Here is a 23126-nt window from a genome sequence, read left to right on the forward strand (position 1 = left end):
CACTCATGCCTGAGATTTTGAGGATGCTGGATCATCCGAAATCTCCTCGCGAAATCTATCAAAAGCTTTCGCATAAGCATCAGGACACTGTGCGTCTCATCGAAGCTCTCGACTGCCTTTATGCCATGCAAAAGGTAGAGCTTGATGACGAAGGGAGGATCTTTCTGTGCTCCGAGAAATAAGCTGCGAACTGTTCAAAGAAAATAAAAGACAAAGACCACCTGTTATCTTTCATAAAGGACTGAACGTGGTGCTTGGAAGCATTCCCGGAAAAGCCGCATCCATCGGCAAATCCACCATGCTCCTTATTATTGACTTTGTTTTTGGCGGGAATACCTATCTTAAAAGCGAGCCGGTGAGAGAGCTGGGCAACCACACGATTTACTTTGTCTTTTCATTTGCCGGTAAAGATTATCGCTTTGCCAGAAATACAGCAGACGCAAAGCGAGTTTTCAAGGTAGATGAGAATAACGACCCCATTGATTCGATGGAAATCAAAGAATTCACGGACTGGCTTGCGAAAAAATATGACATGGATTTACCCGGTCTTTCCTTCAGAAATACGGTAAGTCGCTTTTTTAGGATCTATGGCAAGAACAACCTCAATGAGTTCAGACCGCTTCAAATGCGCGGTGGAAATGAATCACAAAAAGATGCCATCCATGTTTTGGTGGCACTCTACAACATGTATTCTTCCATTCTGGCTTTTGAAGAACAGCTTCATCTGGTGGAAGATAAGATTGATGCATTCAAAGCAGCCAGAAAATATGAGTTCATACCCTCTGCCGTAGACGGAATGGGAAAGTATCAAGAAAACATCGTAGCCATTCGTGAACTGGAAGAAAAAAGAGATGAGCTTTGTAATTCAGGGAGTCGTCCCATCAACGAGGCGGAAGTGGAAGAAGCAAATCGTGCCAACGAAATAGAACGTGCATATACCGATATCCGGCGCGTCGTCAAAGGCAAACAAGACGATCTGCATTTGCTTGAACTAAATCTACAGCGCGGTATTTATCCGACAGAAGCGGATCTGAAAAGTCTTGCCGAGTTCTTCCCGGAAGCAAATTTTAATAAGCTCATGGATATCGAGTCTTTCCATAGCAAGATCCAAGGCATTCTTCAAGAGGAATTGGAAAGTGCAAAACAAAAGATTACGGTCGAACTTGCCTCTTTGCAGGAACAGGAAGAAAGCATTCGAAATGCAATGTCTGAAATTCGGCCATCCATGACTTTTACTCAGGAATTCCTGACAGCCTACAGTGTATTGGAACAAAGAATCAATAAACTGCAGGACGAAAATAATGCCTTTGATCAGCGGAACAAACTCCAAGAAGAGAAGAAACAGGCAAATAACCGCTACCAAGAACAAATGAAATTCGTCCTTAAAGAAATTGAAGCCACAATTAACCGGAAGATGGAAGAAATCAATGACTACATAACAGATGATCAGTACAATGCTCCACATCTGACAATCTCAAAGTTTGACAGCTATGACTTTGAGACGCCAAAGGACAGTGGCACAAGTACAAATTATCGCGGGATGATGATCTATGACCTCGCCGTTTTAGATACGACAGTGCTGCCGGCGATTGCGCATGACTCCATCCTCTTTGATCCTATGCCACGTCCTGACATGAGCCGGATGATTGAAATCTATAACAAAGAAAAAGAGAAACAAATCTTTATAGCTATCGATAAGACGTTGAACTGCTCCGAAGAAGCACAAAGCATCATTGCAAAACAGACGGTCATCAAACTTGAGAACAATGAGCAGGCTCTCTTCGGAGACAAATGGAGCAGAAAGGCAAATCGATGAAAATCATATACAACAAGCTGTGGAAACTTTTAATCGATAAGAACATGAACAAAGTCCAGTTAAGAGATGCCGCAGATATCAGTAGTAATTCGGTAGCCAAACTCGGGAAAAACGAGCATGTACGCATGGATGTGCTGCTGAAAATCGCTGAGGCACTGGACTGCAAGGTGGAAGACCTGTTTGAGACCATACGAGAGGAGGATGAACGGTGAGACTGCCTGAAACATTACAAAAACTCATTCGCGCAGGAGAAAACATCAGCGTTGAGTTTAAACGCTCAAGAACGGATATTACAAAAGATGTTTACGAAACCGTCTGCGCTTTTTCCAACCGTGATGGCGGACATATTTTTCTCGGAGTAAAAGACGATGGAACAGTCGCAGGTGTTGAGCCGGATCGTATTATGCAAATCAAAAAAGATTTTGTGACGACGATTAACAATGAGTCGAAAATGTTTCCGCCGCTTTATCTCACGCCGGAAGAGTATGAAGAGGATGGCAAAACGATCCTTTATATTTACGTTCCTTCTGGAAAGACGGTTTATCGCAGTGCCGGGCGTATTTACGACCGCAATAACGACTCCGATATCGATATCACCGACAACGCTGATTTGGTTTTTAAGCTTTATGCGAGAAAGCAAAACACTTATTTCGTGAACAAGGTGTATCCGGCGATTCCTATTACTGCTTTGCGCAAGGATCTTTTGGAGCGAGCAAGACGAATGACTCGTGTTAATACTGAGCATCACGCATGGCTGGATATGAGTGATGAAGAGATGCTTCGAAGCTGCGGACTCATCTTGAAAGATCCGGATACCAATCAAGAAGGTCTGACGCTTGCTGCAATTTTGCTCTTTGGCAGCGATAACCGCATTATGTCGGTGCTCCCCCAGCACAAGACCGACGCTATCTTTCGCGTCTTTAATGTCGATCGCTACGATGACCGCGATGTCGTGATTACAAACCTCATTGAAAGCTATGACCGGCTCATTGCTTTTGGACAGAAACACTTAAACGATCTCTTTGTCATGGAAGGAATTCAGCGTATCAGCGCCAGAGATAAGATTTTACGTGAGATTGTCTCCAACCTCCTCATGCATCGAGATTTTTCCAGCGGCTATGTGGCGAAGCTCGTGATTGAGGCAGATAAGATCACGACGGAAAACGCCAATCTGGCACATGGCCACGGCAACCTCAACCTGAAGACGTTTAAGCCTTTTGCTAAAAACCCGCCGATTGCGAAAGTCTTCCGCGAGATCGGGCTTGCCGACGAATTGGGCAGTGGTATGCGCAATACTTATAAATACACTAAGCTCTATTCCGGCGGGCAGCCTACCTTCACGGAAAGCGATGTCTTTACCATCACCATTCCGCTTTCTGAGGCAGCGACGGCAAGTGTGGGACCGACTTCCAACAAATCAACTACGCAAGTCAGTACGGAAGTTGGTACGCAAGTCAGTACGGAAGTCTATTCTCAGGTGAAACTATCAACAGAAGAAATCCAAAAACTACTGGACTATTGCAAAGAGCCACGCAGCCGGCAAGAAATGCAGACATTCTGCGGTATTAAAACAGCAGAGTACTTTAGAAAAAACATCATTCGACCGCTGGTAGATATCGGGTTATTGCGCTTGACCATTCCGGATAAGCCGACCAGCAGCAAACAGAGATATGCAACAACAGCTAACGGATTACTGTTTGCAAAGTCTGAAAACAGATCCATCTAAGTGCCCGAGAGGAGGAAATAAAAGTCCATGCCAAGAGAAAAGAACACAGATATTTATGTGGCTGAACTTCTGCGTGAAGCAGAGATCAAAGCGACTGCAGAAATCAGCGGCATTAAAGATATTGATGAAGCGTTAAAAACAGCGTCCAAACGTGGCACGGGAAAACTCGGTAGCCCGGAGTTTATTGCGCAAGTGAAAGACTTTGTGCTGATTATCGAAGATAAACGAGATACCAATTTTCATATCAAATGGAATGAGGATCAGAGTACTTTGGATCGCTCGGTGGATGCGACGGTAAATTACGCTGTCAATGGGGCAGTTCACTATGGCGAACACGTTGCCAAACATACACCTTTTAAGAAGATTTTTGCCGTCGGGGTTTCCGGTGATGAGGTTCACCACCTGATCCAGCCGGTTTTTTATGATGGAAAAACCATCTCGATTCTCGATCCAGTTGAAACTTTCATCAATTTCAATGAGCAAAACATCGACGCTTATTATAACGAGCAGGTGAAAGGTATTCGTGCCGATGAGGAACTGGAACTGGAAGAGATCGTCAAACTCGCTGCCGAGCTGCATGAATATCTGCGCGACTATGCACAGCTTGGCGAAACCGAAAAGCCCCTGGTAGTCTCGGCGCTTCTTTTGGCATTGCAAGATCCCAGCTTCAAATTGGATGATCTGATCGGCGATGAGGTCAAAACGGATGGAGATATTGTCTGGGAAGCTCTCTCAAACCACTTAAAACGTATCCGGGTAAAACCCGATGTAAAACGTGAGATGATTCTGGATCAATTCACCATTATCAAGAACAGACAGTCACTCAATAAAAAGCGCGATGACTTGGGTATGACACCGCTTAAGTACTTTGGCATTTACCTACAGAAAAATATCCTGCAAGCGCTGCGTGCGAATGTAAAAGAAGATATCCTCGGACGCTTCTATTCTGAGTTTATGAGTTACTCCGGCGGTGACGGGCAGTCTCTCGGCGTTGTACTCACACCGAGCCATATTTGCGAACTCTTTTGTGACTTGCTGGATGTGAAACCGACCGACACTCTATTCGATCCCTGTACGGGAACGTCCAGCTTCCTCATCGCTGGAATGCACAGGATGCTCAAAAACGCGAAGGACGAACACCAGCGAAGCGAAATCAAGGAAAAGCAAATCCACGGCATCGAGTTGCGTGAAGACATGTTCACCATCGCTACAACTAACATGATTTTACGTGGAGACGGCAGATCAAACTTGGAATGCGACGACTTCTTTAATCGCTCCGCAGAAGAAATCCAGCGAACCATTGCGCCCAGCGTCGGCATGATGAATCCGCCGTACTCGCAAGGGAAAAATGATGCCACATCCAAGTTGCGAGAGATCTCCTTTGTGGAACACCTTTTAGATTGCATGGCCGAAGGCGGACGGGTGGCGGTCATCGTTCCGCAATCCACCATGATTGGCAAAAACGGTGAAGATAAAAAGACGAAGCGGCGCATCTTAAAAAATCACACGCTGGAAGCCGTGATTACCTTGAATAAAAACACCTTTTACCGCGTCGGTGTAAATCCCAGTATTGCTGTCTTTACGGCTCATAAACCACAGCCCAAAGATCGGTTGGTGAAGTTTTTTAATTTTGAAGATGACGGTTTCGTGGTACGAAAACACGTCGGACTGGTGGAGACAGAGACCGCCAAGGATAAAAAACAGCGCCTGCTGGATTGCTTCCGGGGAAAACGGGAAGCTCCGACCAAGTTCATGGTGGAAACCACTATTGAAGCGGATGATGAATGGCTGCACTCTTTCTACTACTTTAATGACGAGATCCCGACGGAGAAAGATTTTCAGAAAACCATCGCAGATTACCTGACCTTCGAGTTCGACATGATCACTCACGGAAGAGGCTACCTCTTCGAGGAGGTGAGCACATGCTGAGCTTGCAGGATAGAGAATGGAAGAACTTTTTTATCGAAGATGAGCTTACAATTAAGTCTGGGAAGCGACTCACAAAAGCTGATATGAAACCAGGCAAGATACCGTTTGTTGGCGCGTCTGATTCCAATAATGGAATTACGGCGTTTGTATCTAATGAAAACGAGAGCACTGATCAGAACATCCTTGGCGTTAATTATAACGGCAGTGTTGTAGAAACTTTTTATCATCCTTATAAAGCCACTTTTTCTGATGACGTGAAGCGTATTGGTATCAAAAAAACTGATTCGAACGACAAATATACACTTCTTTTTCTTAAGCAGTGCATTTTGCAACAAAAATCAAAATATGCATACGGATACAAATTCAATGCTGAACGAATGAAAAGACAAAAAATCCTTCTCCCCATCACTCTCGATGGTGTACCCGATTGGCAATTCATGTCTGACTACATGAAGGAGCAGGAAAAACGCATGCTGGAGAAAGTCCTGCCCTACTTCAAGGATCGACTACTGGATGACTGCTTGCTTTAGGCGCCATGCCTGACACCACATGGGGAGGCGTTAGACTGGGCGATCTTTTTAACATCACTATTGGGAAGACGCTGGACGGCAACAAAATTGACAAAGAGAATGGTCGCATTCCTTATGTCACGCGCAAAGAGACGAACAACGGTGTTGACGGATTTACCGAAGGACATGATGAGGCTTATCTTTGGGATAAAGTACCTGTCATTACCATCGGCAATGAGACGGCAAAACCCTTTGTGCAGACCACACCATTTTATACGGGAACAAAGGTCAACATCTTGTCGCCGAAGCGAGCACTTTCCGCCGGAGCTTTAAAATTTATTGCCCGCTGCTTTGAATCGAATCGCGAGAGGTATTCCTACTCCTATACGGCAAACTCCACGCGTCTTGCCGAACAGCGCATCATGCTTCCTCTTACGGACAGCGGAGCGCTGAACCATGCTTACATGGAGCAGACCATCGCAAAACTTGAATCAGATTCCTTGTCATATGTTACAGAAATTATGCAAAATCGGTATGAAAAACTGGTATCGTGCATAAACATTCAGGGGGGGGGTACTGACCGATAGAGATTGGAAGGCTTTCGGGTACGAAGAGATATTCAAAAACATAGGTCGCGGAAAGCGATTAAAGAAAGACGATCATATAATAGGAAAGATGCCTTACGTTTCCTCTACTGCTCAGAACAACGGTGTTGATGGTTTCGTCGGCAACGATGAAAAAGTGCGTGTGTATCAGAACTGCTTAACAGTAGCAAATAGTGGATCTGTAGGAACAGCTTTTTATCAGCCATTTGAATTTGTAGCAAGTGATCACGTGACAGCATTAGGAAATAGCAAATTGAATGAATATAGCTATCAATTTTTAGCAACATTAGTTTCTCGTTTGCAAGAAAAATACAGCTTTAATCGGGAAATTAATGACGAACGAATTCGTAGAGAGCAAATACTTCTCCCGGTTTCCTTGGACGGTGATCCAGACTGGCAATTTATGTCAGATTATATGCGGGCACAGGAGGCTTTGCAGATTTTGAATGCACTGAAACGATGAGCAATCTGAACCTTTTAACGATTCCTCAAACAATTTAACGATTTCCTAAACCTTTTAACGATTACTCGCTCAGGGGTACGAAAATCGGAAACAGGCACACCAACATGAGGCACAGAAAAACTCTAAAATCATACAAAAACTGCCACGAAAAGCAGCAGAGGAAGTTCTGCAGAAAGGCGAAAATCCCTGTAAATCAAGGGATTTCGAGGATAAACACATGACTTACGCACCAGCGTTAAATTGTATCAAATACAGTGTCGGAATAGACACCTGCTCAGGCTCAGGCACAATCTTGATAGAGGCGGCTATGATTGGAAGAAATATTGCACCTGGGATTTCGAGAAAATTCGTATCCGAGGAATGGGAGATATTTAAAGATGATGAGTGGAAAAATGCTAGAAAAGAGGCATATGAAGCTATTGATTATGAAAGCCCGCTTTCAATCTATGGATATGATATAGATAAAGAAGCTATAAAAGCATCGCTCATGAATGCAGAGGAAGCAGGCGTTTTAGAGGACATAATTTTCATAAATAAAGACCTAAAGGAAATTAATATTGAAGGCTTCGGTGATTTCGGAGTTATCATAACAAATCCGCCATATGGAGAAAGAATAGGTAATAGAAAAGAGATAGAAAAAATATATAAAGCTCTTAAGCATATTTCAGAAAAAAACCACACTTGGTCGATTTTTATGATTACTATAGATAGAGAAGTCGAAAGCTATCTCGGTAGAAAAGCAGATAGGAGAAGAAAATTATACAATGGCAGGCTTGAGACGCAATATTATCAATTTCATGGGACAAAGCCTAAGAGAGGGAAGTAGAGGAAAATGAGAAAAGATTTTAAATATCCATCTTCAAATAATTATTCAAATATTCATGGAATAGTATGGAAAAACGAGAATAACTCAAAGCCGGTTGGCATCGTGCAAATTATTCATGGAATGTCAGAGTACATAGGTAGATATGAGGAGTTTGCAGAATTTCTGGTAAGCAAAGGATATATCGTGCTTGGGAATGACCATCTAGGGCATGGAGCGTCTGTAAAGGACAGAACAGAGTATGGATATTTTGGAAAAGATGGAAATAAAAATGTAATAGCAGATATTCACAATTTAAGGAAGAAAACAATGCTCGAATATCCGAATGTTCCATATTATTTTCTTGGGCATAGCATGGGCTCTTTTTTGCTAAGGCAGTATCTTTCGACAGTTGATGAGGAATTTTCGGGAGAAGATATTAGAACATATTCTCATGGAATATCGGGTGCGATTGTTATGGGAACTGGCTGGCAACCTAATTTTCTTCTCGGGTTTGGAAAAGGCTTGTGCAAGCTCTTATCAGTTTTTAAGAAATGGAAGGGCAGAAGCAAATTGCTTGATACACTTGCCTTTGGCTCATATTATAAGAGGATTCCCGAGGTCAGAACGCCTAACGACTGGCTCTCAGTTAATCAGGACAATGTAGATAATTATATTAATGACCCGATGTGCGGTTTTACATTCACAATCAATGGGTATTATAATTTGTTCAAAGCAATAGGATTTGCACAGGATAAAAGCCTAATGCAAAATATTGATGATAATATGCCGATCTTATTTATTGCAGGAGCTGAAGACCCTGTAGGTGCTTATGGAGAAGGAGTGAGAAAAGCCTTTATTGCCTATAAGGAAAATACGGGCTGTCAATGCGACATAAAGCTTTATGAAGAGGATCGCCACGAAATATTAAATGAAAACAATCGAAAGGAGATATTTGAAGATATTCTCGCTTGGTTAAGAAAAGAATAAATAAAAAAGAGATAAAATAGATAATTATAAAGATAAAATTAGGGAAAGTAAAAAATAATCCATAAATCGAATAATAAAATAAAAAAGAATCTCAGAAATTATATAGAAATAAACATGAGATTCTTTTTTTAATTAAATTTAATTTTATAAATAATATTAAAAGGACATTTTAAGGAAACCTAAATTAAATATTAAGACTTCCTCCGTTATTTGCAGAAATCCAGCCAATCCAAGTTTTACCAGGGTTAAGCTTTACTATCTTTTCATTTCCGTCCTTGTCCGTCGTAAAGAGCTTCAATTTTCCATCTTCATTTATCCACTTTAGGTCTATAATGGAATTTTTGCTTATGAGCTTTGCACTGCCTTCTTTAAGTGCATATTCGCAATATGTTACAGCATTATTCTTTGTTACATATTCGGTATTATCATATAGGATAAGAAGATTTGTCCTTGATACATCTGTTCCAAAATGAGAGGTGTGATATAGCTCATCCTCATCTGAATAAGTCCAGTCAACCGTATCTATAGAGTTGCTCGAAAAGCTTACCGAAGCTTTATTGCATTCGCTATCGCTAAGAGATTTAACTGACCTGTTGAATTTTAAGAAGGTTGTAAAATCCTTATTCATCTTCGTGTCAATCGAATTCTTTGATAATGCGTCCGCTAAAGCCTTGCCATGCAATATACCTCGATGCTCTATCGAGCGAGCTGAATCAGAGTCTCTTCCGAAAAGCTCACTATCTGCTCCATAAGACATTGCGTCAATATGCTCGACTACTTCATTATTAAAATAATAATCTGCTCCAGTGTAATTGCCACCACTACTGCTCATTCCCCAGTGCACAAAGACCGCATCAAATAGAGAGGCAAATTTTATAAATGGAGGTCTTGCACTTCTCATCGGGCCGACAGTATCAGGAAGTTTGTCATAGTCAGCATATAGCCATAGCGTTCTTGAGATTCCACCTTCAACCTCACCTTGCAAGATGATGTCAGGCGAATAATTTTCGTCATCAATTCCCCACTGAGGTCTTGCCTCAGGATGATTTTCAACTACCAAAGAAACAATTCTCTTATCTAAAACATCTGACTTCTTTCCAAGCTCGCCTGTCAGCGAGTTAATTACGACCTTTTTACTAGGCATATTTTTCTTACAAGCTGTAGTTAAGGAAAGAGCAGAAATTAGAATAAGTATCATAAATACTGTTGCAATCTTTTTTTGTCTATTCATATCTGGAACTCCTTTTGTCATTTCACGCTTTTCACGATTAATTTTACCTATTTTTAAAAAAAATTCAAGAAAATAGGCTAAAAGTGTTGCAAGAGCTAAACTGTTATACTATAATAATAACAGCTAAAACACAGCTGAGGAATTAACGGGAAATTTATATGAATATACAGATTAACAATTCAAGTGACGAGCCTATATATTTACAGATTAAGAATCAGATTAAAGCAGAGATTATTTCAGGTGAGCTCAAAGCTTTAGAAAAATTGCCATCTATAAGATTTGTGGCTAAAGAGCTTAGAATTAGTATGCTCACTGCTAAGCGTGCCTTCGATGAACTTGAGAAAGAGGGTTTTATAAATTCAGTTCAAGGCAAGGGCAATTTTGTCGCTCAGAGAAATAATGAGCTAATAAGAGAAGAGTATTTAAAGCAAATTGAAGCTAAGATGCAGGAGATGATTGAATTATCTAAGATTGCTGACATCAGAGCTGATGAATTAAAAGATATGCTAAGTGATTATCTGGAGGGAAGATATGAGTAATTACGCTGTTGAGATAGAAAATCTAAATAAGAAATTTGACGGCTTTAAATTAGGACCGCTAAATTTTAATATTCCAAAGGGAACAGTTGTGGGGTTCATAGGTCAAAATGGTGCAGGAAAAAGCACAACTATCAAATTGATTCTAGGACTACTCAATAAGGATTCCGGCAAAATTGAGGTATTAGGAGAGCAAGATACGAGGAGCATCAAACATAAGGATAAAATAGGGGTGGTATTTGATGATTTATTTTTCCCTGAGGAGATGGACCTTAGAAGCATAGAGAGATTGTGCTCAAGTATTTATTCAAACTGGGAGAGCGAGAGATTTTCTGACTTTAAGAATAAATTTAATTTGCCAGAAAAACAGGTTATAAAGAATTATTCTCGTGGAATGAAGATGAAGCTTTCGATTGCAATTGCCTTATCTCACAATGCCGAATTATTAATACTTGATGAAGCTACAAGCGGACTCGATCCTGTGGTAAGAGAAGAAATTTTAGAGATATTATATGATTTTATGCAAAAAGAGGAACATACAATTTTAATATCATCACACATATTGTCTGATTTAGAAAAGATAGCGGATTATATAGCATTTATCAATGAGGGGAAGATTCTTTTCTTTGAATCTAAAGAGGATTTAAAAGAGGAATATGCAATATGCACGCTTTCAAATGAAGATGCTGATAAGCTCGATGAATCAATAGTTGTAGGGAGAAGAAAACATTCATTTGGTCAAGAAATACTGATAAAGAGAAAATTTGCACCAAGGGATTTAAAAACACAAAGACCATCAATTGAGGATATTATGATTTATTTTGTGAAAGGAGCATAAGAAAATGTCAGGACTTATTTTAAAAGATATTGTTGTTACTAATAAATCTCTAATTTGGAATCTGATTTTCATTATTATCTTTAATATTTATGCAATATACCAAGATTATTTGATTTTAATACCTTTTATCTCAATCTTTCTTTCAATCATACTCTCGCAAATTTCAATAGGATATGATATGAAATCCGAATTTGAGAAGATGCTATTTTCGATGCCTGCAAAGAGAAGTACATATGTGATAGCAAAACTCTTTTTTCCATTGATATTTGGAATTATTTCGTCGATTATTTTATTTTGCCTGCTTATGATAAGGAACAATATGCCTATTGCAAAAAGTTTATTAATCTCAATTATAGCACTGGTTATCAGCATTTTATTACCCGCAATTCAGCAACCTTTTATTTATAAATTTGGTGAGCATAGAGGAAGGCTTATAATGTTTATAACCTATTTTTTAGTATTTTTTTCGGCAAATATTTTTAAAGACGCTGAGATTGTGAGCAAATTTGCCCTGATTTATAATAGGCATTCATTCGGACTGATTTCACTGGGAATTATAGCAGTAGGCATTCTGTGCATAATGATTTCAATTTTAATATCCATAAAGATACTTGACAAAAAAGAATATTAGTAACAATAAAGTGAAGAATTGCACACCTGTATGTACCAACATATCCCTGTTTTGCCATTTTTATTAAAATAATAAAATCCTTAAAAAACAAAAACCTTGCGAACCGCTCTAGTCAAGCGATTGCAAGGCTATTTTATTGGTGGCCCGTATTGGACTTGAACCAATGACCTTCTGGTTGTCACCCAGATGCTCTCCCAGCTGAGCTAACGGACCGAGGCTCAAAGATAATAACATAAATAAATTATTTTGTACAGCCAAGTTGCTCAGATCTTAAAACTCTTGCAGAAACCACATATGCAAAGAACATCTTAACCCCATCGCCTATTAAAAATGGTAGTACGCAGGCCAAAAGTGCAGTAGCAAGAGATGCCTTTGTTAAGGTCATAAAATACATGACACCTGCAGAGTATAGGATTATCTCGCCTAAGAGAACGCATAGAATGTAAGAGACAGGTTTGTTTATTGATGACTTAGCATTCAAATCATTAGCCATTCCGGAGCAAAAAGCGAGAGCTATATACCCTATAAGGAATCCCCCTGTTGGTCCCGTTAAAATGCCAAGTCCGCCGGTAAAGCCATGAAAGACTGGAAGCCCTATCGCACCTAGCAGTAAAAAAATCAAAACTGAAATAACACCATTCTTTTTTCCAAGGACATAACCCGTCATTATGACGCCAAAGGTACCGAGATTAATTGGAACCATAGTGCCCGGAATTGGAATTGAAATCCATGAGCATATCGCCATTACTGCAACAAAAAGAGCTGATGTTGTTATAGTTTTAGTTTTCATTCATACACCTCGATAATAATTTCATAAAAATTAAAATATTTAAATATTTTCCGCCCATTATATCACTATTTATTAAAAAATTAAATTTATTTCACACATGATTTCCTTGATATAGCATGGACCATAAAACTGTGATAAAATTCATATGAATATTTAGATAAAACATCTAGGAGGCTCTTCATGAACTATGTTGAATTTAAAGATGTAACAAAGATTTATCACTCGGGAGAAGTTGAGATAACAGCTCTAAATGGTATATCTTTCAGTGCAAACAAGGGAGAGGTAACTATTATAGTTGGTGAATCTGGTGCAGGAAAGACAACACTGCTTAATATTTTGGGTGGAATGGATAAGCCGACAACGGGAATAGTATCTCTCGACGGCAAAATAATTTCAAATATGAGCAAGAAAGAGCTTATAGAATATCGAAGAAAAGATATAGGATTTGTCTTTCAATTTTACAATCTTCTTCCCAACCTTACTGCGGAAGAAAATGTTCATATAGCGACTCAAATATCAGAAGATCCGCTTGACCCAAAGAAAACACTGAGAGAGGTAGGACTTGAAGGAAGAATGAACAATTTTCCTGCTCAGCTTTCGGGCGGAGAACAGCAGAGAGTAGCGATAGCGAGAGCACTTGCAAAAAATCCTAAGCTTCTTCTATGCGATGAGCCTACGGGTGCACTTGACTACCATACTGGCAAACAAATATTAAGGCTTCTTCAGGATAAGAGCAGAAAGGACGGAATGACCGTCATAATCATCACCCATAATAAGGCCTTAACAGCAATGGCAGACAGGGTAATAAAGGTGAGAAGCGGACAGATTTATGCAGAAGAAAAGATAGAAAATCCTACACCTATAGATAAGATAGAATGGTAGAGAAAACCTATGTTATTTACAAATATTGCTAGAGAAATAAAGAAAACATTCAGCAGATTTATAGCGATTGCCTTAATCGGAGCACTTGGAGTGGGCTTTTTTGGAGGACTTAGGACGACCAACGAATCAATGCTACATACGGCTGATAAATATTATAAAAACCAAAAGATTTATGATTTTAAGCTTCAGTCACAATATGGCATAAAGGAAGATGATATAAAAAATGCAAGAGAGCTTGAGAAGATTAAAGTAGCAGAGGGAGCCTATGAGGTAGATGCTTTTATAAAAAATGGAACATCAGAAGATAGCAAAGATAAAGAATATGTATTTCATATAATTTCTCTAACAGATAATATCAATATTCCTGATTTAAAATATGGAAGAATGCCAGAGAATAAGTATGAATGTGTAGCAGACTATAAGAATTATACAAAAAAAGACATAGGTAAAAAAATTAGAATATCAGAGGATAATGACCAAGGTACAAAGGCGATTTTAGATGTAAAAGAATATGAAATCGTCGGAATTGCAACATCGCCAATCTATTTAGACTTTGAGAGAGGTAATACGAATCTAGGGCTTGGCAAGGTTGATAATTTCATGTACACCATGTCATCAGCTTTTAACTCTCCAGTATATACGACGCTATATATGAAAATGGATAAGCATCCGAGGTCTTACTCCGATGAGTACAATAGAAATTTAAAAGAAGTGAAAAAAGAAATAAAAGAATGGAAGCCTGAGGGCTCATATCTAACGGATAGAAAAGACAATAGCGGATATTCGACATACAAAGAAAATGCGGATATTTTAAATGGAGTAGCTAAGATATTCCCGCTCTTTTTCCTCATGGTTGCAGTGCTTGTGTGCATGACTACGATGGCTAGAATGATTGATGACCATAGAATTCAGATTGGAAGCCTTAGAGCTCTTGGGTATAGCAGTTCATCGATTTTGGTGCAATACCTATTTTATTCAGTTACTGCAACGCTCATAGGTTCGGTTATAGGATATATTGCAGGAACCCATATTTTTCAAAGCACAATATGGAATGCTTATAAAACCATGTACGATTTTGCGGGCAAGTCTGTTTATGTAAGAGACCTGAATTTCGGACTTATCTGCATAGGAATATCAATAGCATCAGCGGTGGCTGCCACAGTTTTTTCGTGTGCGAGTGAATTAAAAGAAGTACCAGCTAAGCTAGTCAGACCTAGAGCTCCTAAAAGCGGAAAGAGGATATTACTCGAAAGAATTAAGCCGGTGTGGGATAAGCTCGGATTTCTTCACAAGGTGCCGATTAGAAATGTTTTTAGATATAAAAAGAGATTGATAATGATGGTTATAGGCATAGGAGGTTGCACAGCTTTACTCGTCGCAGGATTTGGTATAAAGACAACTATAAAGAACTCAGTTTCCTATCAATATGACAATATTACAAAATATGATTACCGTATCTTTTTTAAAGAAGATATGAACGAGGCAAGGCAGGCTGAATTTGAGAAAAATGCCATCAATAATGATAAAAAATTTAAAGACAACGATCTAAAATATATTTATATGGGAAATGGTGAGCTTGCAATCGGTGGTAAAAAGCACGATGTAGATGTAAGTGTTACAGATGAAAAAGATATTCGCAATTTCATCAATCTCGAGAATGGAAGTCAAAGTCTAAAATTTCCTAAAAAAGGCGAAATTGCGGTGTGCAGAAAGCTAGGAGATAAATACGACATCAAGGCTGGGGATAGGCTTAAAATAAAGGTAAATTCAAATGAGTTAGAGGTTAAGGTAAGTGGAATATTTGATAATCACATAAATAGACCTGTGATATTGAATAGGGATACTTTTGAAAATACTGATGGCGAAAAGATTGAGTACAATGCTGCCTATGTGAAAAAACCTAGCGGGCTAAGCGTTAAAGAGATGAGAAAGCAAATTACCGAAATTTCAAAGACCAATCTTGCAAGCGGTGCGGTAATAAATGTAGACCTCATAGAGAAGTTCGATGATATGATGAGCAGCTTAAATGGAGTTGTTTTCCTAGCAATTTTTTCAGCGGGACTGCTAGCCTTTATAGTGCTTTATAATTTAACCAATATAAATATTATAGAGAGAATAAGGGAGATTGCGACAATAAAGGTTCTTGGGTTTAGGAATAAAGAAGTTTCAGCATACATGTATCGTGAAAATTTCATTTTGACACTGATTGGAATTATAGTGGGACTTCCGCTTGGCAAATTGCTACTTAAATTTATAATTTTGCAAATTGATGTTAATTCGATATATTTTGTGCCAAAACTCATGCCTAGAGATTATGTCATATCCGCTCTATTGACGATTTTATTTACGATAATTGTGAGCCTAGCCATGTATAGGAAATTGCTAAGAGTTGATATGGTGGAATCTCTGAAATCAGCGGAATAAGCCTTATTATTTTTCTCTTATCCTAGATGAGAGGTAACCGCAGATTATGATAAGAACCATTCCGATGATTATACGCACTGATATGGATTCATTGAATATAAGTAAACCGAGGAGCGGAGAGATAACCACGCCAGTGTAATCAAAGAAGGCAACGGTTGAAGCCCTTCCACTCGTATATGCTTTTGTAATAAAATACTGACCTCCCGCAGCGAAAACACCGATAAGAATCAAATATATCCATTCGAGAGCAGTTGGCATAACATACGATTTTACCATTGGAATAACTGAGGCAAGGCTTGAAAATAGCGAAAAATAGAATATTATCACCATCTTGTCAACTCTCCCCGACATTTTTCCAACCATTGTATAAGCGATAGCTCCAAACAATGCAGAAGATAATCCGATAATAGAAGCCTTGATATTATGAAAATCTCCTGTTGGATTTATTATTATGAAAGCACCGACAAAACCGCCGATAAGCAGGAGAGAACGCTTAAGCGTAGGAGCTTCTCCTAGGATAAAGATAGCAAGTATTGCAACGAATAGGGGATTTGTCTTTTGAAGTATCTGTGCATTTGCGAGAAGTAGGTGGTTGTTCGCATAAAAAAGTGCAATAACTCCAAGAAAACCAAAGACGCATCTAAGGCTGAGCCTAACGATATTTTCCTTTTTAACTTTAATACTTATATTTTTTGCATAAAGAGTAATGATAGCAAAAAATATCATGACTATGTTACGGAAGAATACCTGCTGAAATAATGGTATCCTGCCACCTGAGAGTTTTACCATGACAGACATCATAGCAAAACAGACAGAGGCTATAATCATTGACGCTATCCCATTTCTGCTATTTATATTACCTATATTATCTATATCATTCATATTATTTTTATTATTCACATTATTTTTATTATTCATATTATTCGTTTTATCTATACTAATCTTGTCATTCTTATCATTAATTTCATTCCCATAATTAATATCACGCATATCATTCACAATCCCAATTATAACAGACTATTTCTTTAAAGCATATTCTTTAATTTAACACAACAATATAGTATAATTCACAATGGATTATAATTTGTTTTTATAGACATTCAATAGATATTATATAGATATTTGAAAGGGGTATATTTGGCTAAATACATTATAAGCATAATAGCCTTAATAGTACTGTCTGCGACTTTTTCTGCAACTGAAACGGCTTTTACTTCGCTTAACACTGCTAAGATAAAGAAGCAGGCAAATGAAGATGTTAAGAATGCGAAGCTTGTCCTGTCCTTAGTATCAAAATATGACAAGCTTCTTTCGACGATTCTCATAGGAAATAACATTGCAAACATCACCTGTACGACAATTGCGACCATACTTTTTATAAGCCTACTCGGGCCTATAGGAGCTACCGTAGCAACAGTCGTAATAACCTTGCTTGTACTAATATTTGGTGAGATTACGCCAAAGAATTTTGCAAAGGATAAGGACGAGGAGTTTGCACTTTTCATATCACCTTTTATAAATGTGTTAATGTATATTTTCGCCCCTCTCAACCTGCTCTTTTCACTATGGAAAAAACTCATAAGTAAAATTTCTAATTCAAAAACTGAGCCAGAGTACACACAGGACGATTTAATAAATATCGTTGATGAAGCTGTCTGCGAGGGAGGAATTGATGAAGAGCAGAGCCGGCTTATTAAAAATTCGATTGAATTTGCAGAGCTAGAGGCGATAGATATTATTACGCCAAGGACAGACATAATTGCAACCCAGCTCGGTGCATCATTTGAAGAAATAAGCAGAGAATTTAAGGAGAGCGGATTATCCAGAATGCCGGTATATGAAGACGACCTAGATGATATTATCGGCGTTCTCAACCAAAAAGATTATCATAACTATGTAATTGCAGAAAATAAACCTTTGGAAGATTATATAAAGCCTGTAGCCTATGTTGCAGAGACGATGAGAGCGTCCTCACTTCTTAGAAGAATGCAAGAGAAAAAAACGCATATAGCGATTGTTGTAGACGAATATGGCGGTACAACAGGGCTTGTCACCATGGAAGACATAATCGAGGAGCTTGTAGGAAAGATATATGATGAACATGATTCTATAGAATATAGGCAGATAACAGAGCAAAGAGATGGAAGCTATAAGGTGGCAGGAGGAACGAATGTTGAAAAATTCTTTGAGATGACAGGAGAGGACTATGAACTCGAAGATGCTACCACGGTAAATGGCTGGGTTATGATAGAACTCGATAGATTGCCAAAGGTCGGCGACACCTTTGATTTTGAAACAAGACACAAGATTTACCATGTAAGAGTAACAAAGGCGGACAGCAGGAGAGCACTGATGACCCGCATCTATGTTGAAGATAAACCTGAAGAGGAGGAATAATAGTGGGATTATTAAGCAAGGTATTTGGAGATTTAAATGCCAAAGAAGTTAAGAAGATTGAAACAATCGTAGATAGGATTGAAGAACTTGACGAAGATATGAAAAAGCTCACCGATGATGAGCTTAGAAATAAGACTGAAGAATTTAAAAAGAGAATTAGGGAAAACGGAGAAAGCCTAGACGATTTACTACCTGAAGCTTTTGCGGTTTGCCGTGAAGGTGCATGGAGAAGTCTTGGAATGAAGCATTTCCGAGTTCAATTAATCGGCGGAGTTGTTCTTCATCAAGGCAGGATTGCTGAGATGAAGACAGGAGAAGGTAAAACCTTAGTTGCTACGCTCGCAGCATATCTAAATGCTCTTGAGGGCAAGGGAGTTCATGTTGTTACAGTCAACGACTACCTTGCAAAGCGAGATGCTGAATGGATGGGCAGGTTATACAATTTCCTTGGTCTAAGCGTTGGATGCGTTATTCACGAAGTTGAGGGTGAAGATCGTAAAGAGGCATATAAAGCAGACATCACATATGGAACGAATAATGAGTTTGGATTTGACTATCTTAGAGATAATATGGTCATTTACAAGGAAGAATTAACGCAAAGACCTCTTAACTACGCCATCGTGGACGAGGTTGACTCAATCCTAGTTGATGAAGCGAGAACTCCTCTAATTATCTCAGGTAGAGGCGTTGATTCAAGCACCATGTATAGGTCGGCGAACAGCTTTGTTAGGAATCTAAGACTTGACCAAGATTATAAGATTGAGGAAAAAGACGAGCAAATTTCTTTAACAGACGAGGGAGTAAAAAAGAGCGAGGAGCATTTCAAGGTAGAAAATCTTTCAGACCCTGACAATATGGAATTAAATCATTATATAAATCAAGCACTCAGAGCTAATTATATGATGAAGAAAGATGTAGATTACATAGTTAAGGACGGAGAAATTCTGATAGTAGACGAGTTTACAGGAAGACTTATGTATGGTCGTAGGTTTTCCAATGGACTTCATCAGGCAATCGAGGCAAAAGAAGGCGTAAATGTTCGCTCGGAGTCAAAGACCCTTGCTACAATAACCTTGCAGAACTATTTTAGAATGTACAATAAACTAGCTGGTATGACGGGTACAGCAAAGACAGAGGAAGATGAATTTAGAGAAATCTACAATATGGATGTAGTTGTAATACCAACTAATAAGGAGATTCAGCGTATAGATAATCAGGATTCAGTCTATGCCAGCGAAAAAGGCAAGTTTAAGGCGATAATAGACAGAGTTTGCGAGCTTAATAAGACCGGTCAGCCAATACTCGTAGGTACGATTTCAATTGAAGTATCTGAATATATCAGCTCGATGCTCAAGAAAAGAGGCATAAAGCATGAGGTTTTAAATGCCAAGAATCACGAGAGAGAGGCGGAGATAGTTGCACAGGCAGGTAGACTCGGTGCAGTAACGATTGCTACGAATATGGCAGGAAGAGGAACCGACATCATACTCGGCGGAAATCCTGATTTTGTCGCAAGAAAAGAAATGAAGAAAGAAGGATTTACTCCTGAACAAATCCTATTTGCAGTGGGCTTTGAACCGACCAGCGATGAGAAGCTTGAAATGGCGAGAAATAGATATAAGGAGCTGATGGAAACTGTTTCTAAGGATAAAGAGGAGGAACAAAAGAGGGTAGTCGAGCTCGGTGGACTGTGCATTATAGGTACTGAAAGGCATGAGTCTAGGAGAATTGACAATCAGCTAAGAGGTAGATCCGGTCGTCAAGGTGACCCTGGGCTAACACAGTTTTTCATAAGTCTTGAAGATGACCTGATGAGGCTTTTCGGCGGCGAAAGAATGCAGAAATATGTTGAAAAATTTGGACTAGCTGAAGATGAGGCTATAGAAGCAGGAGTTTTAACAAGACAGATTGAAGCGGCACAGAAAAAGGTCGAGGGCAAGAACTTCGGTATTCGTAAATATGTTCTCCAATATGACGATGTAATGAATAAGCAGAGAGAGACAATCTATGAGCAAAGAAAATCCGTGCTAGATGGGGAAGATGTCAATGGATATATCAAAAATATGCTCTATGAACTCATAGATGGCATAATAGACCCTGTCACAATGGTGTCCAAATATCCTGAGGAATGGAACTTCGACGATATAAATGACGGCTTAAATCAGATTACAAGCAAGTATCATAATAATTTGAAATATAGCGAGGAGGAGTTGCAAAACCTCGATGAGGAAAAGCTCAAAGAAGATGTAAGAAAAATCTTCGATGAGTTATATAGAGAAAAAGAGCAAGAAATTGGCACGGAGCAGATGAGGGAAGTTGAGAGAATGATCCTACTTAGAGTTGTTGACAACAGGTGGATGGATCACATAGATGCCATGGAACAGCTCAAGAATGGAATTGGACTTAGAGCACTCGGACAGCAGGACCCTGCCGTAGCATATGCAAAAGAGGGCTTCGATATGTTCGACGAGATGATTTCAGATATTCGTGAGGAAACTGTAAAGTACTGCTTCAATGTAACGCTTGAAACAAAGACCGAAAGACATAAGGTTGTAAAATCAGAGAATGCTTCAAAGGAAGAATTTTCGGGAGAACAATCAGGAATGGGAAATATGGCAGGCGAGGCACCTAGCGAAGAAAAAGCCCCAAAGAGGGAGCCTGTAAAAAGAAAGGAACCTAAGATAGGCAGAAATGATCCATGCCCATGTGGCTCAGGCTTAAAGTACAAAAATTGCTGTGGAAAAGGCAAATAAGTTAAATTTGGAGAACTAAGATGATTACACTGGCTGAAATAAGGCAAAAAATTGAGGTCTTGCAGGATGAGCTTAGCGAGATCGGGAGGTCTCTTTGACCTTGATGAAATAGATAGAGAGATAACAGAGCTAGAGGAAAATGTAGCTCAGGACGGATTCTGGAATGATAGGGAAAAAGCCACGGCTGTCTTAAAGAAGAAGAAAATATTAGAAGATAAGGCAAGCGAATATAAAGCTCTAAAGCAAGGAATTAAAGACTCTCACGATGAAGCAGATATAATTGATGAGCTTGCGGGAGAGGGAACTGAAAAAGAGGAGCTTGAAATTGAATTAAGCAATCTAGATGATGAGATTTCTAAGCTTGAGGAGAAGGCTTCCGATATAAAACTTAAAGTCCTTTTGTCCGGAGAATATGATTCAAATGATGCGATAATCAGTATCCATGCAGGAACTGGCGGAGTTGATGCCATGGACTGGGCGGAGATGATGCTAAGAATGTATATGAGATATTGCGAAAAAAAAGGATTTAAGGTCGATATAATAAATATTCAAAATGATACAGAGGCAGGTATAAAGAGTGCAACCCTTTTTGTGAAGGGAGAAAATGCCTATGGGCTTCTCAAATGCGAACAGGGAGTGCATAGACTGGTTAGAATTTCGCCATTTAATGCAGCAGGAAAAAGACAGACCTCATTTTCCGCATTAGAAGTTACTCCGGATTTGGGAGATGATATAAGCGTAGATATTGACCAGTCAGATTTAAAGATTGATACATATAGATCTAGCGGTGCTGGAGGTCAGCATGTAAATACGACCGACTCAGCGATAAGGATAACTCATATCCCGACAGGAATAGTTGTAACATGTCAGAATGAGAGGTCACAGCTTAGGAATAAAGAAGTTGCGATGAAAATTCTCGCATCTAAGTTATACAAGCTTGCTCTTGAGGAGCACAAGAAAAACATAAATGAGCTAAAAGGCGATATGAGTATGTTCACATGGGGAAGTCAGATAAGGTCATATGTTTTTCAGCCATATACTATGGTTAAGGACCATAGAACGGGAGCAGAGGTCGGAAATGTCTCTAGCGTAATAGATGGAGAACTCGATATATTTGTCAAGGCTAAGCTGATTCAAGATGCGAAAGAGGCAAAGGAGTAGTAGGTTGAAAAAGAAATATATTATCTTCGATTTTGATGGCACAATTGCAGATACGAATGAGCTTATCATAGATGCTTGGCAACATATTTTCACGCATTACAGAGGTGAAAAAGAAGAGGAATCAAAGCTCTATCATACATTTGGAGAAACTCTCGAGTATTCTATAAAAAATATGATACCAGAAGCCGATACCGAGGAAGCCATCTCGATGTATAGAGAATATCAAAGGACTAACAATCATAGGAAGCATCTTTTCCCTGAGATTAGAGAGCTTATGGAATATTTAAAAGATAGGGCTTATGTTCAAGCGGTCGTGACATCTAGGACTGCTAAGACAACAGAGGCATATATGAAAGACCTTGGAATAGAGGATTATTTTGACCTAGTTATAACCTGTGACGATGTAAAAGCACATAAGCCAGACCCACTTCCACTCATAATAGCACTTGAAAAACTAGGTGCAGAAAGAGAAGAAGCCATAATGATAGGAGATACGAGGTTTGATATTGGCTGTGCAAATAATGCGGGCGTAGATTCTGCTTTGGCTGGCTGGAGCAAGGCATTTAGCGAAGATGACCTTTTGAAATATACCCCAACTCACAGGCTTGAAAATCCTATGGACCTAATAAAAATCATATAAATC

22 protein-coding genes and 1 tRNA gene are annotated in these 23126 nt (G+C 39.2%); 19 read left to right on the forward strand and 4 right to left on the reverse strand.

All coding sequences use genetic code 11. The features are described 5' to 3' along the window. Window positions 1-5 precede the first annotated feature (5 nt). The 10 genes from BQ5371_RS07175 (at window position 6) to BQ5371_RS03620 (ending at window position 8840) form a co-directional block, all read left to right on the forward strand. On the forward strand, window positions 6-182 hold the full coding sequence (locus BQ5371_RS07175) for an ABC-three component system middle component 7 (RefSeq protein ID WP_396334976.1): 177 nt from the start codon (window positions 6-8) through the stop codon (window positions 180-182). Then, entirely contained in the window at window positions 167-1816 is a 1650-nt protein-coding gene (locus BQ5371_RS03580; RefSeq protein WP_019133502.1) for a DUF2326 domain-containing protein, read from the forward strand. The genes BQ5371_RS07175 and BQ5371_RS03580 overlap by 16 nt, the downstream gene beginning before the upstream one ends. Continuing rightward, window positions 1792-2028, forward strand: coding sequence for a helix-turn-helix domain-containing protein (locus tag BQ5371_RS03585; RefSeq protein ID WP_317642047.1), 237 nt, complete (start codon window positions 1792-1794; stop codon window positions 2026-2028). The genes BQ5371_RS03580 and BQ5371_RS03585 overlap by 25 nt, the downstream gene beginning before the upstream one ends. Further along, the gene (locus BQ5371_RS03590) at window positions 2025-3542 is read left to right on the forward strand and encodes an RNA-binding domain-containing protein (RefSeq protein ID WP_022866312.1); all 1518 of its coding nucleotides are present in this window, start codon (window positions 2025-2027) and stop codon (window positions 3540-3542) included. The genes BQ5371_RS03585 and BQ5371_RS03590 overlap by 4 nt, the downstream gene beginning before the upstream one ends. Before the next feature lie 27 nt (window positions 3543-3569). Next, window positions 3570-5471, forward strand: a complete 1902-nt coding sequence (locus tag BQ5371_RS03595; RefSeq protein ID WP_071132561.1) for an HsdM family class I SAM-dependent methyltransferase — start codon at window positions 3570-3572, stop codon at window positions 5469-5471. After that, complete coding sequence (locus BQ5371_RS03600; RefSeq protein ID WP_071132562.1) at window positions 5465-6001, forward strand: restriction endonuclease subunit S; 537 nt, start codon at window positions 5465-5467, stop codon at window positions 5999-6001. Before BQ5371_RS03595 ends, BQ5371_RS03600 begins: the two co-directional genes overlap by 7 nt. Before the next feature lie 5 nt (window positions 6002-6006). Next, window positions 6007-6567, forward strand: a complete 561-nt coding sequence (locus BQ5371_RS03605) for a restriction endonuclease subunit S (RefSeq protein ID WP_071132563.1) — start codon at window positions 6007-6009, stop codon at window positions 6565-6567. Continuing rightward, entirely contained in the window at window positions 6557-7048 is a 492-nt protein-coding gene (locus BQ5371_RS03610) for a restriction endonuclease subunit S (RefSeq protein ID WP_083377411.1), read from the forward strand. Before BQ5371_RS03605 ends, BQ5371_RS03610 begins: the two co-directional genes overlap by 11 nt. 217 nt (window positions 7049-7265) lie before the next feature. After that, window positions 7266-7874: a THUMP domain-containing class I SAM-dependent RNA methyltransferase gene (locus BQ5371_RS03615; RefSeq protein WP_071132564.1), complete on the forward strand. Its 609-nt coding sequence runs from the start codon at window positions 7266-7268 to the stop codon at window positions 7872-7874. 6 nt (window positions 7875-7880) lie between these two features. Next, the gene (locus BQ5371_RS03620; RefSeq protein ID WP_071132565.1) at window positions 7881-8840 is read left to right on the forward strand and encodes an alpha/beta fold hydrolase; all 960 of its coding nucleotides are present in this window, start codon (window positions 7881-7883) and stop codon (window positions 8838-8840) included. 184 nt (window positions 8841-9024) lie between these two features. Here the strand turns inward: BQ5371_RS03620 and BQ5371_RS03625 are convergent, their stop codons facing one another. Then, window positions 9025-10071, reverse strand: coding sequence for a DUF3048 domain-containing protein (locus BQ5371_RS03625; protein ID WP_071132566.1), 1047 nt, complete (start codon window positions 10069-10071; stop codon window positions 9025-9027). A 158-nt stretch (window positions 10072-10229) separates the two neighbouring features. On the opposite strand from BQ5371_RS03625, the gene BQ5371_RS03630 reads away from it, so the two are divergent. From BQ5371_RS03630 to BQ5371_RS03640, 3 genes are read left to right on the forward strand one after another with little or no spacing between them, the layout of a single operon-like run. Further along, window positions 10230-10610, forward strand: coding sequence for a GntR family transcriptional regulator (locus tag BQ5371_RS03630; RefSeq protein WP_071132567.1), 381 nt, complete (start codon window positions 10230-10232; stop codon window positions 10608-10610). After that, the gene (locus BQ5371_RS03635) at window positions 10603-11445 is read left to right on the forward strand and encodes an ABC transporter ATP-binding protein (protein ID WP_071132568.1); all 843 of its coding nucleotides are present in this window, start codon (window positions 10603-10605) and stop codon (window positions 11443-11445) included. Before BQ5371_RS03630 ends, BQ5371_RS03635 begins: the two co-directional genes overlap by 8 nt. Window positions 11446-11449: 4 nt before the next feature. Then, complete coding sequence (locus BQ5371_RS03640) at window positions 11450-12076, forward strand: ABC-2 transporter permease (protein ID WP_071132569.1); 627 nt, start codon at window positions 11450-11452, stop codon at window positions 12074-12076. Between the two features lie 137 nt (window positions 12077-12213). Here BQ5371_RS03640 and BQ5371_RS03645 read toward each other — a convergent pair. Both BQ5371_RS03645 and BQ5371_RS03650 read right to left on the reverse strand, forming a co-directional pair. Continuing rightward, window positions 12214-12289, reverse strand: a tRNA-Val gene (locus BQ5371_RS03645). Between the two features lie 28 nt (window positions 12290-12317). Next, on the reverse strand, window positions 12318-12866 hold the full coding sequence (locus BQ5371_RS03650) for a biotin transporter BioY (protein WP_071132570.1): 549 nt from the start codon (window positions 12864-12866) through the stop codon (window positions 12318-12320). A gap of 180 nt (window positions 12867-13046) precedes the next feature. Between BQ5371_RS03650 and BQ5371_RS03655 the strand changes: the two genes are divergently transcribed. Both BQ5371_RS03655 and BQ5371_RS03660 read left to right on the forward strand, forming a co-directional pair. Then, window positions 13047-13748, forward strand: a complete 702-nt coding sequence (locus BQ5371_RS03655) for an ABC transporter ATP-binding protein (protein ID WP_071132571.1) — start codon at window positions 13047-13049, stop codon at window positions 13746-13748. A gap of 9 nt (window positions 13749-13757) precedes the next feature. Continuing rightward, window positions 13758-16172, forward strand: a complete 2415-nt coding sequence (locus BQ5371_RS03660; protein ID WP_071132572.1) for an ABC transporter permease — start codon at window positions 13758-13760, stop codon at window positions 16170-16172. Window positions 16173-16178: 6 nt separating this feature from the next. Here the strand turns inward: BQ5371_RS03660 and BQ5371_RS03665 are convergent, their stop codons facing one another. Further along, a complete protein-coding gene (locus BQ5371_RS03665; RefSeq protein ID WP_135354788.1) occupies window positions 16179-17162 on the reverse strand; it encodes a DMT family transporter in 984 nt (327 codons plus the stop codon). 147 nt (window positions 17163-17309) lie between these two features. Between BQ5371_RS03665 and BQ5371_RS03670 the strand changes: the two genes are divergently transcribed. The 4 genes from BQ5371_RS03670 to BQ5371_RS03685 all read left to right on the forward strand — a co-directional run bounded on the left by BQ5371_RS03670 (window position 17310) and on the right by BQ5371_RS03685 (window position 23123). After that, the gene (locus BQ5371_RS03670; RefSeq protein WP_071132573.1) at window positions 17310-18569 is read left to right on the forward strand and encodes a hemolysin family protein; all 1260 of its coding nucleotides are present in this window, start codon (window positions 17310-17312) and stop codon (window positions 18567-18569) included. A gap of 2 nt (window positions 18570-18571) precedes the next feature. Continuing rightward, window positions 18572-21322: a preprotein translocase subunit SecA gene (secA, locus tag BQ5371_RS03675; RefSeq protein ID WP_328586038.1), complete on the forward strand. Its 2751-nt coding sequence runs from the start codon at window positions 18572-18574 to the stop codon at window positions 21320-21322. A gap of 20 nt (window positions 21323-21342) precedes the next feature. Next, a protein-coding gene (gene prfB, locus BQ5371_RS03680; protein ID WP_235821175.1) for a peptide chain release factor 2 occupies window positions 21343-22483 on the forward strand; the annotation gives its coding sequence in 2 pieces (ribosomal slippage) (window positions 21343-21411 and window positions 21413-22483; 1140 coding nt in all). 4 nt (window positions 22484-22487) lie between these two features. Next, window positions 22488-23123, forward strand: a complete 636-nt coding sequence (locus BQ5371_RS03685; protein WP_071132576.1) for an HAD family hydrolase — start codon at window positions 22488-22490, stop codon at window positions 23121-23123. Window positions 23124-23126: the final 3 nt, after the last annotated feature.

Source organism: Alterileibacterium massiliense (assembly GCF_900104645.1).
Lineage (GTDB): Bacteria > Bacillota > Clostridia > Peptostreptococcales > Anaerovoracaceae > Alterileibacterium > Alterileibacterium massiliense.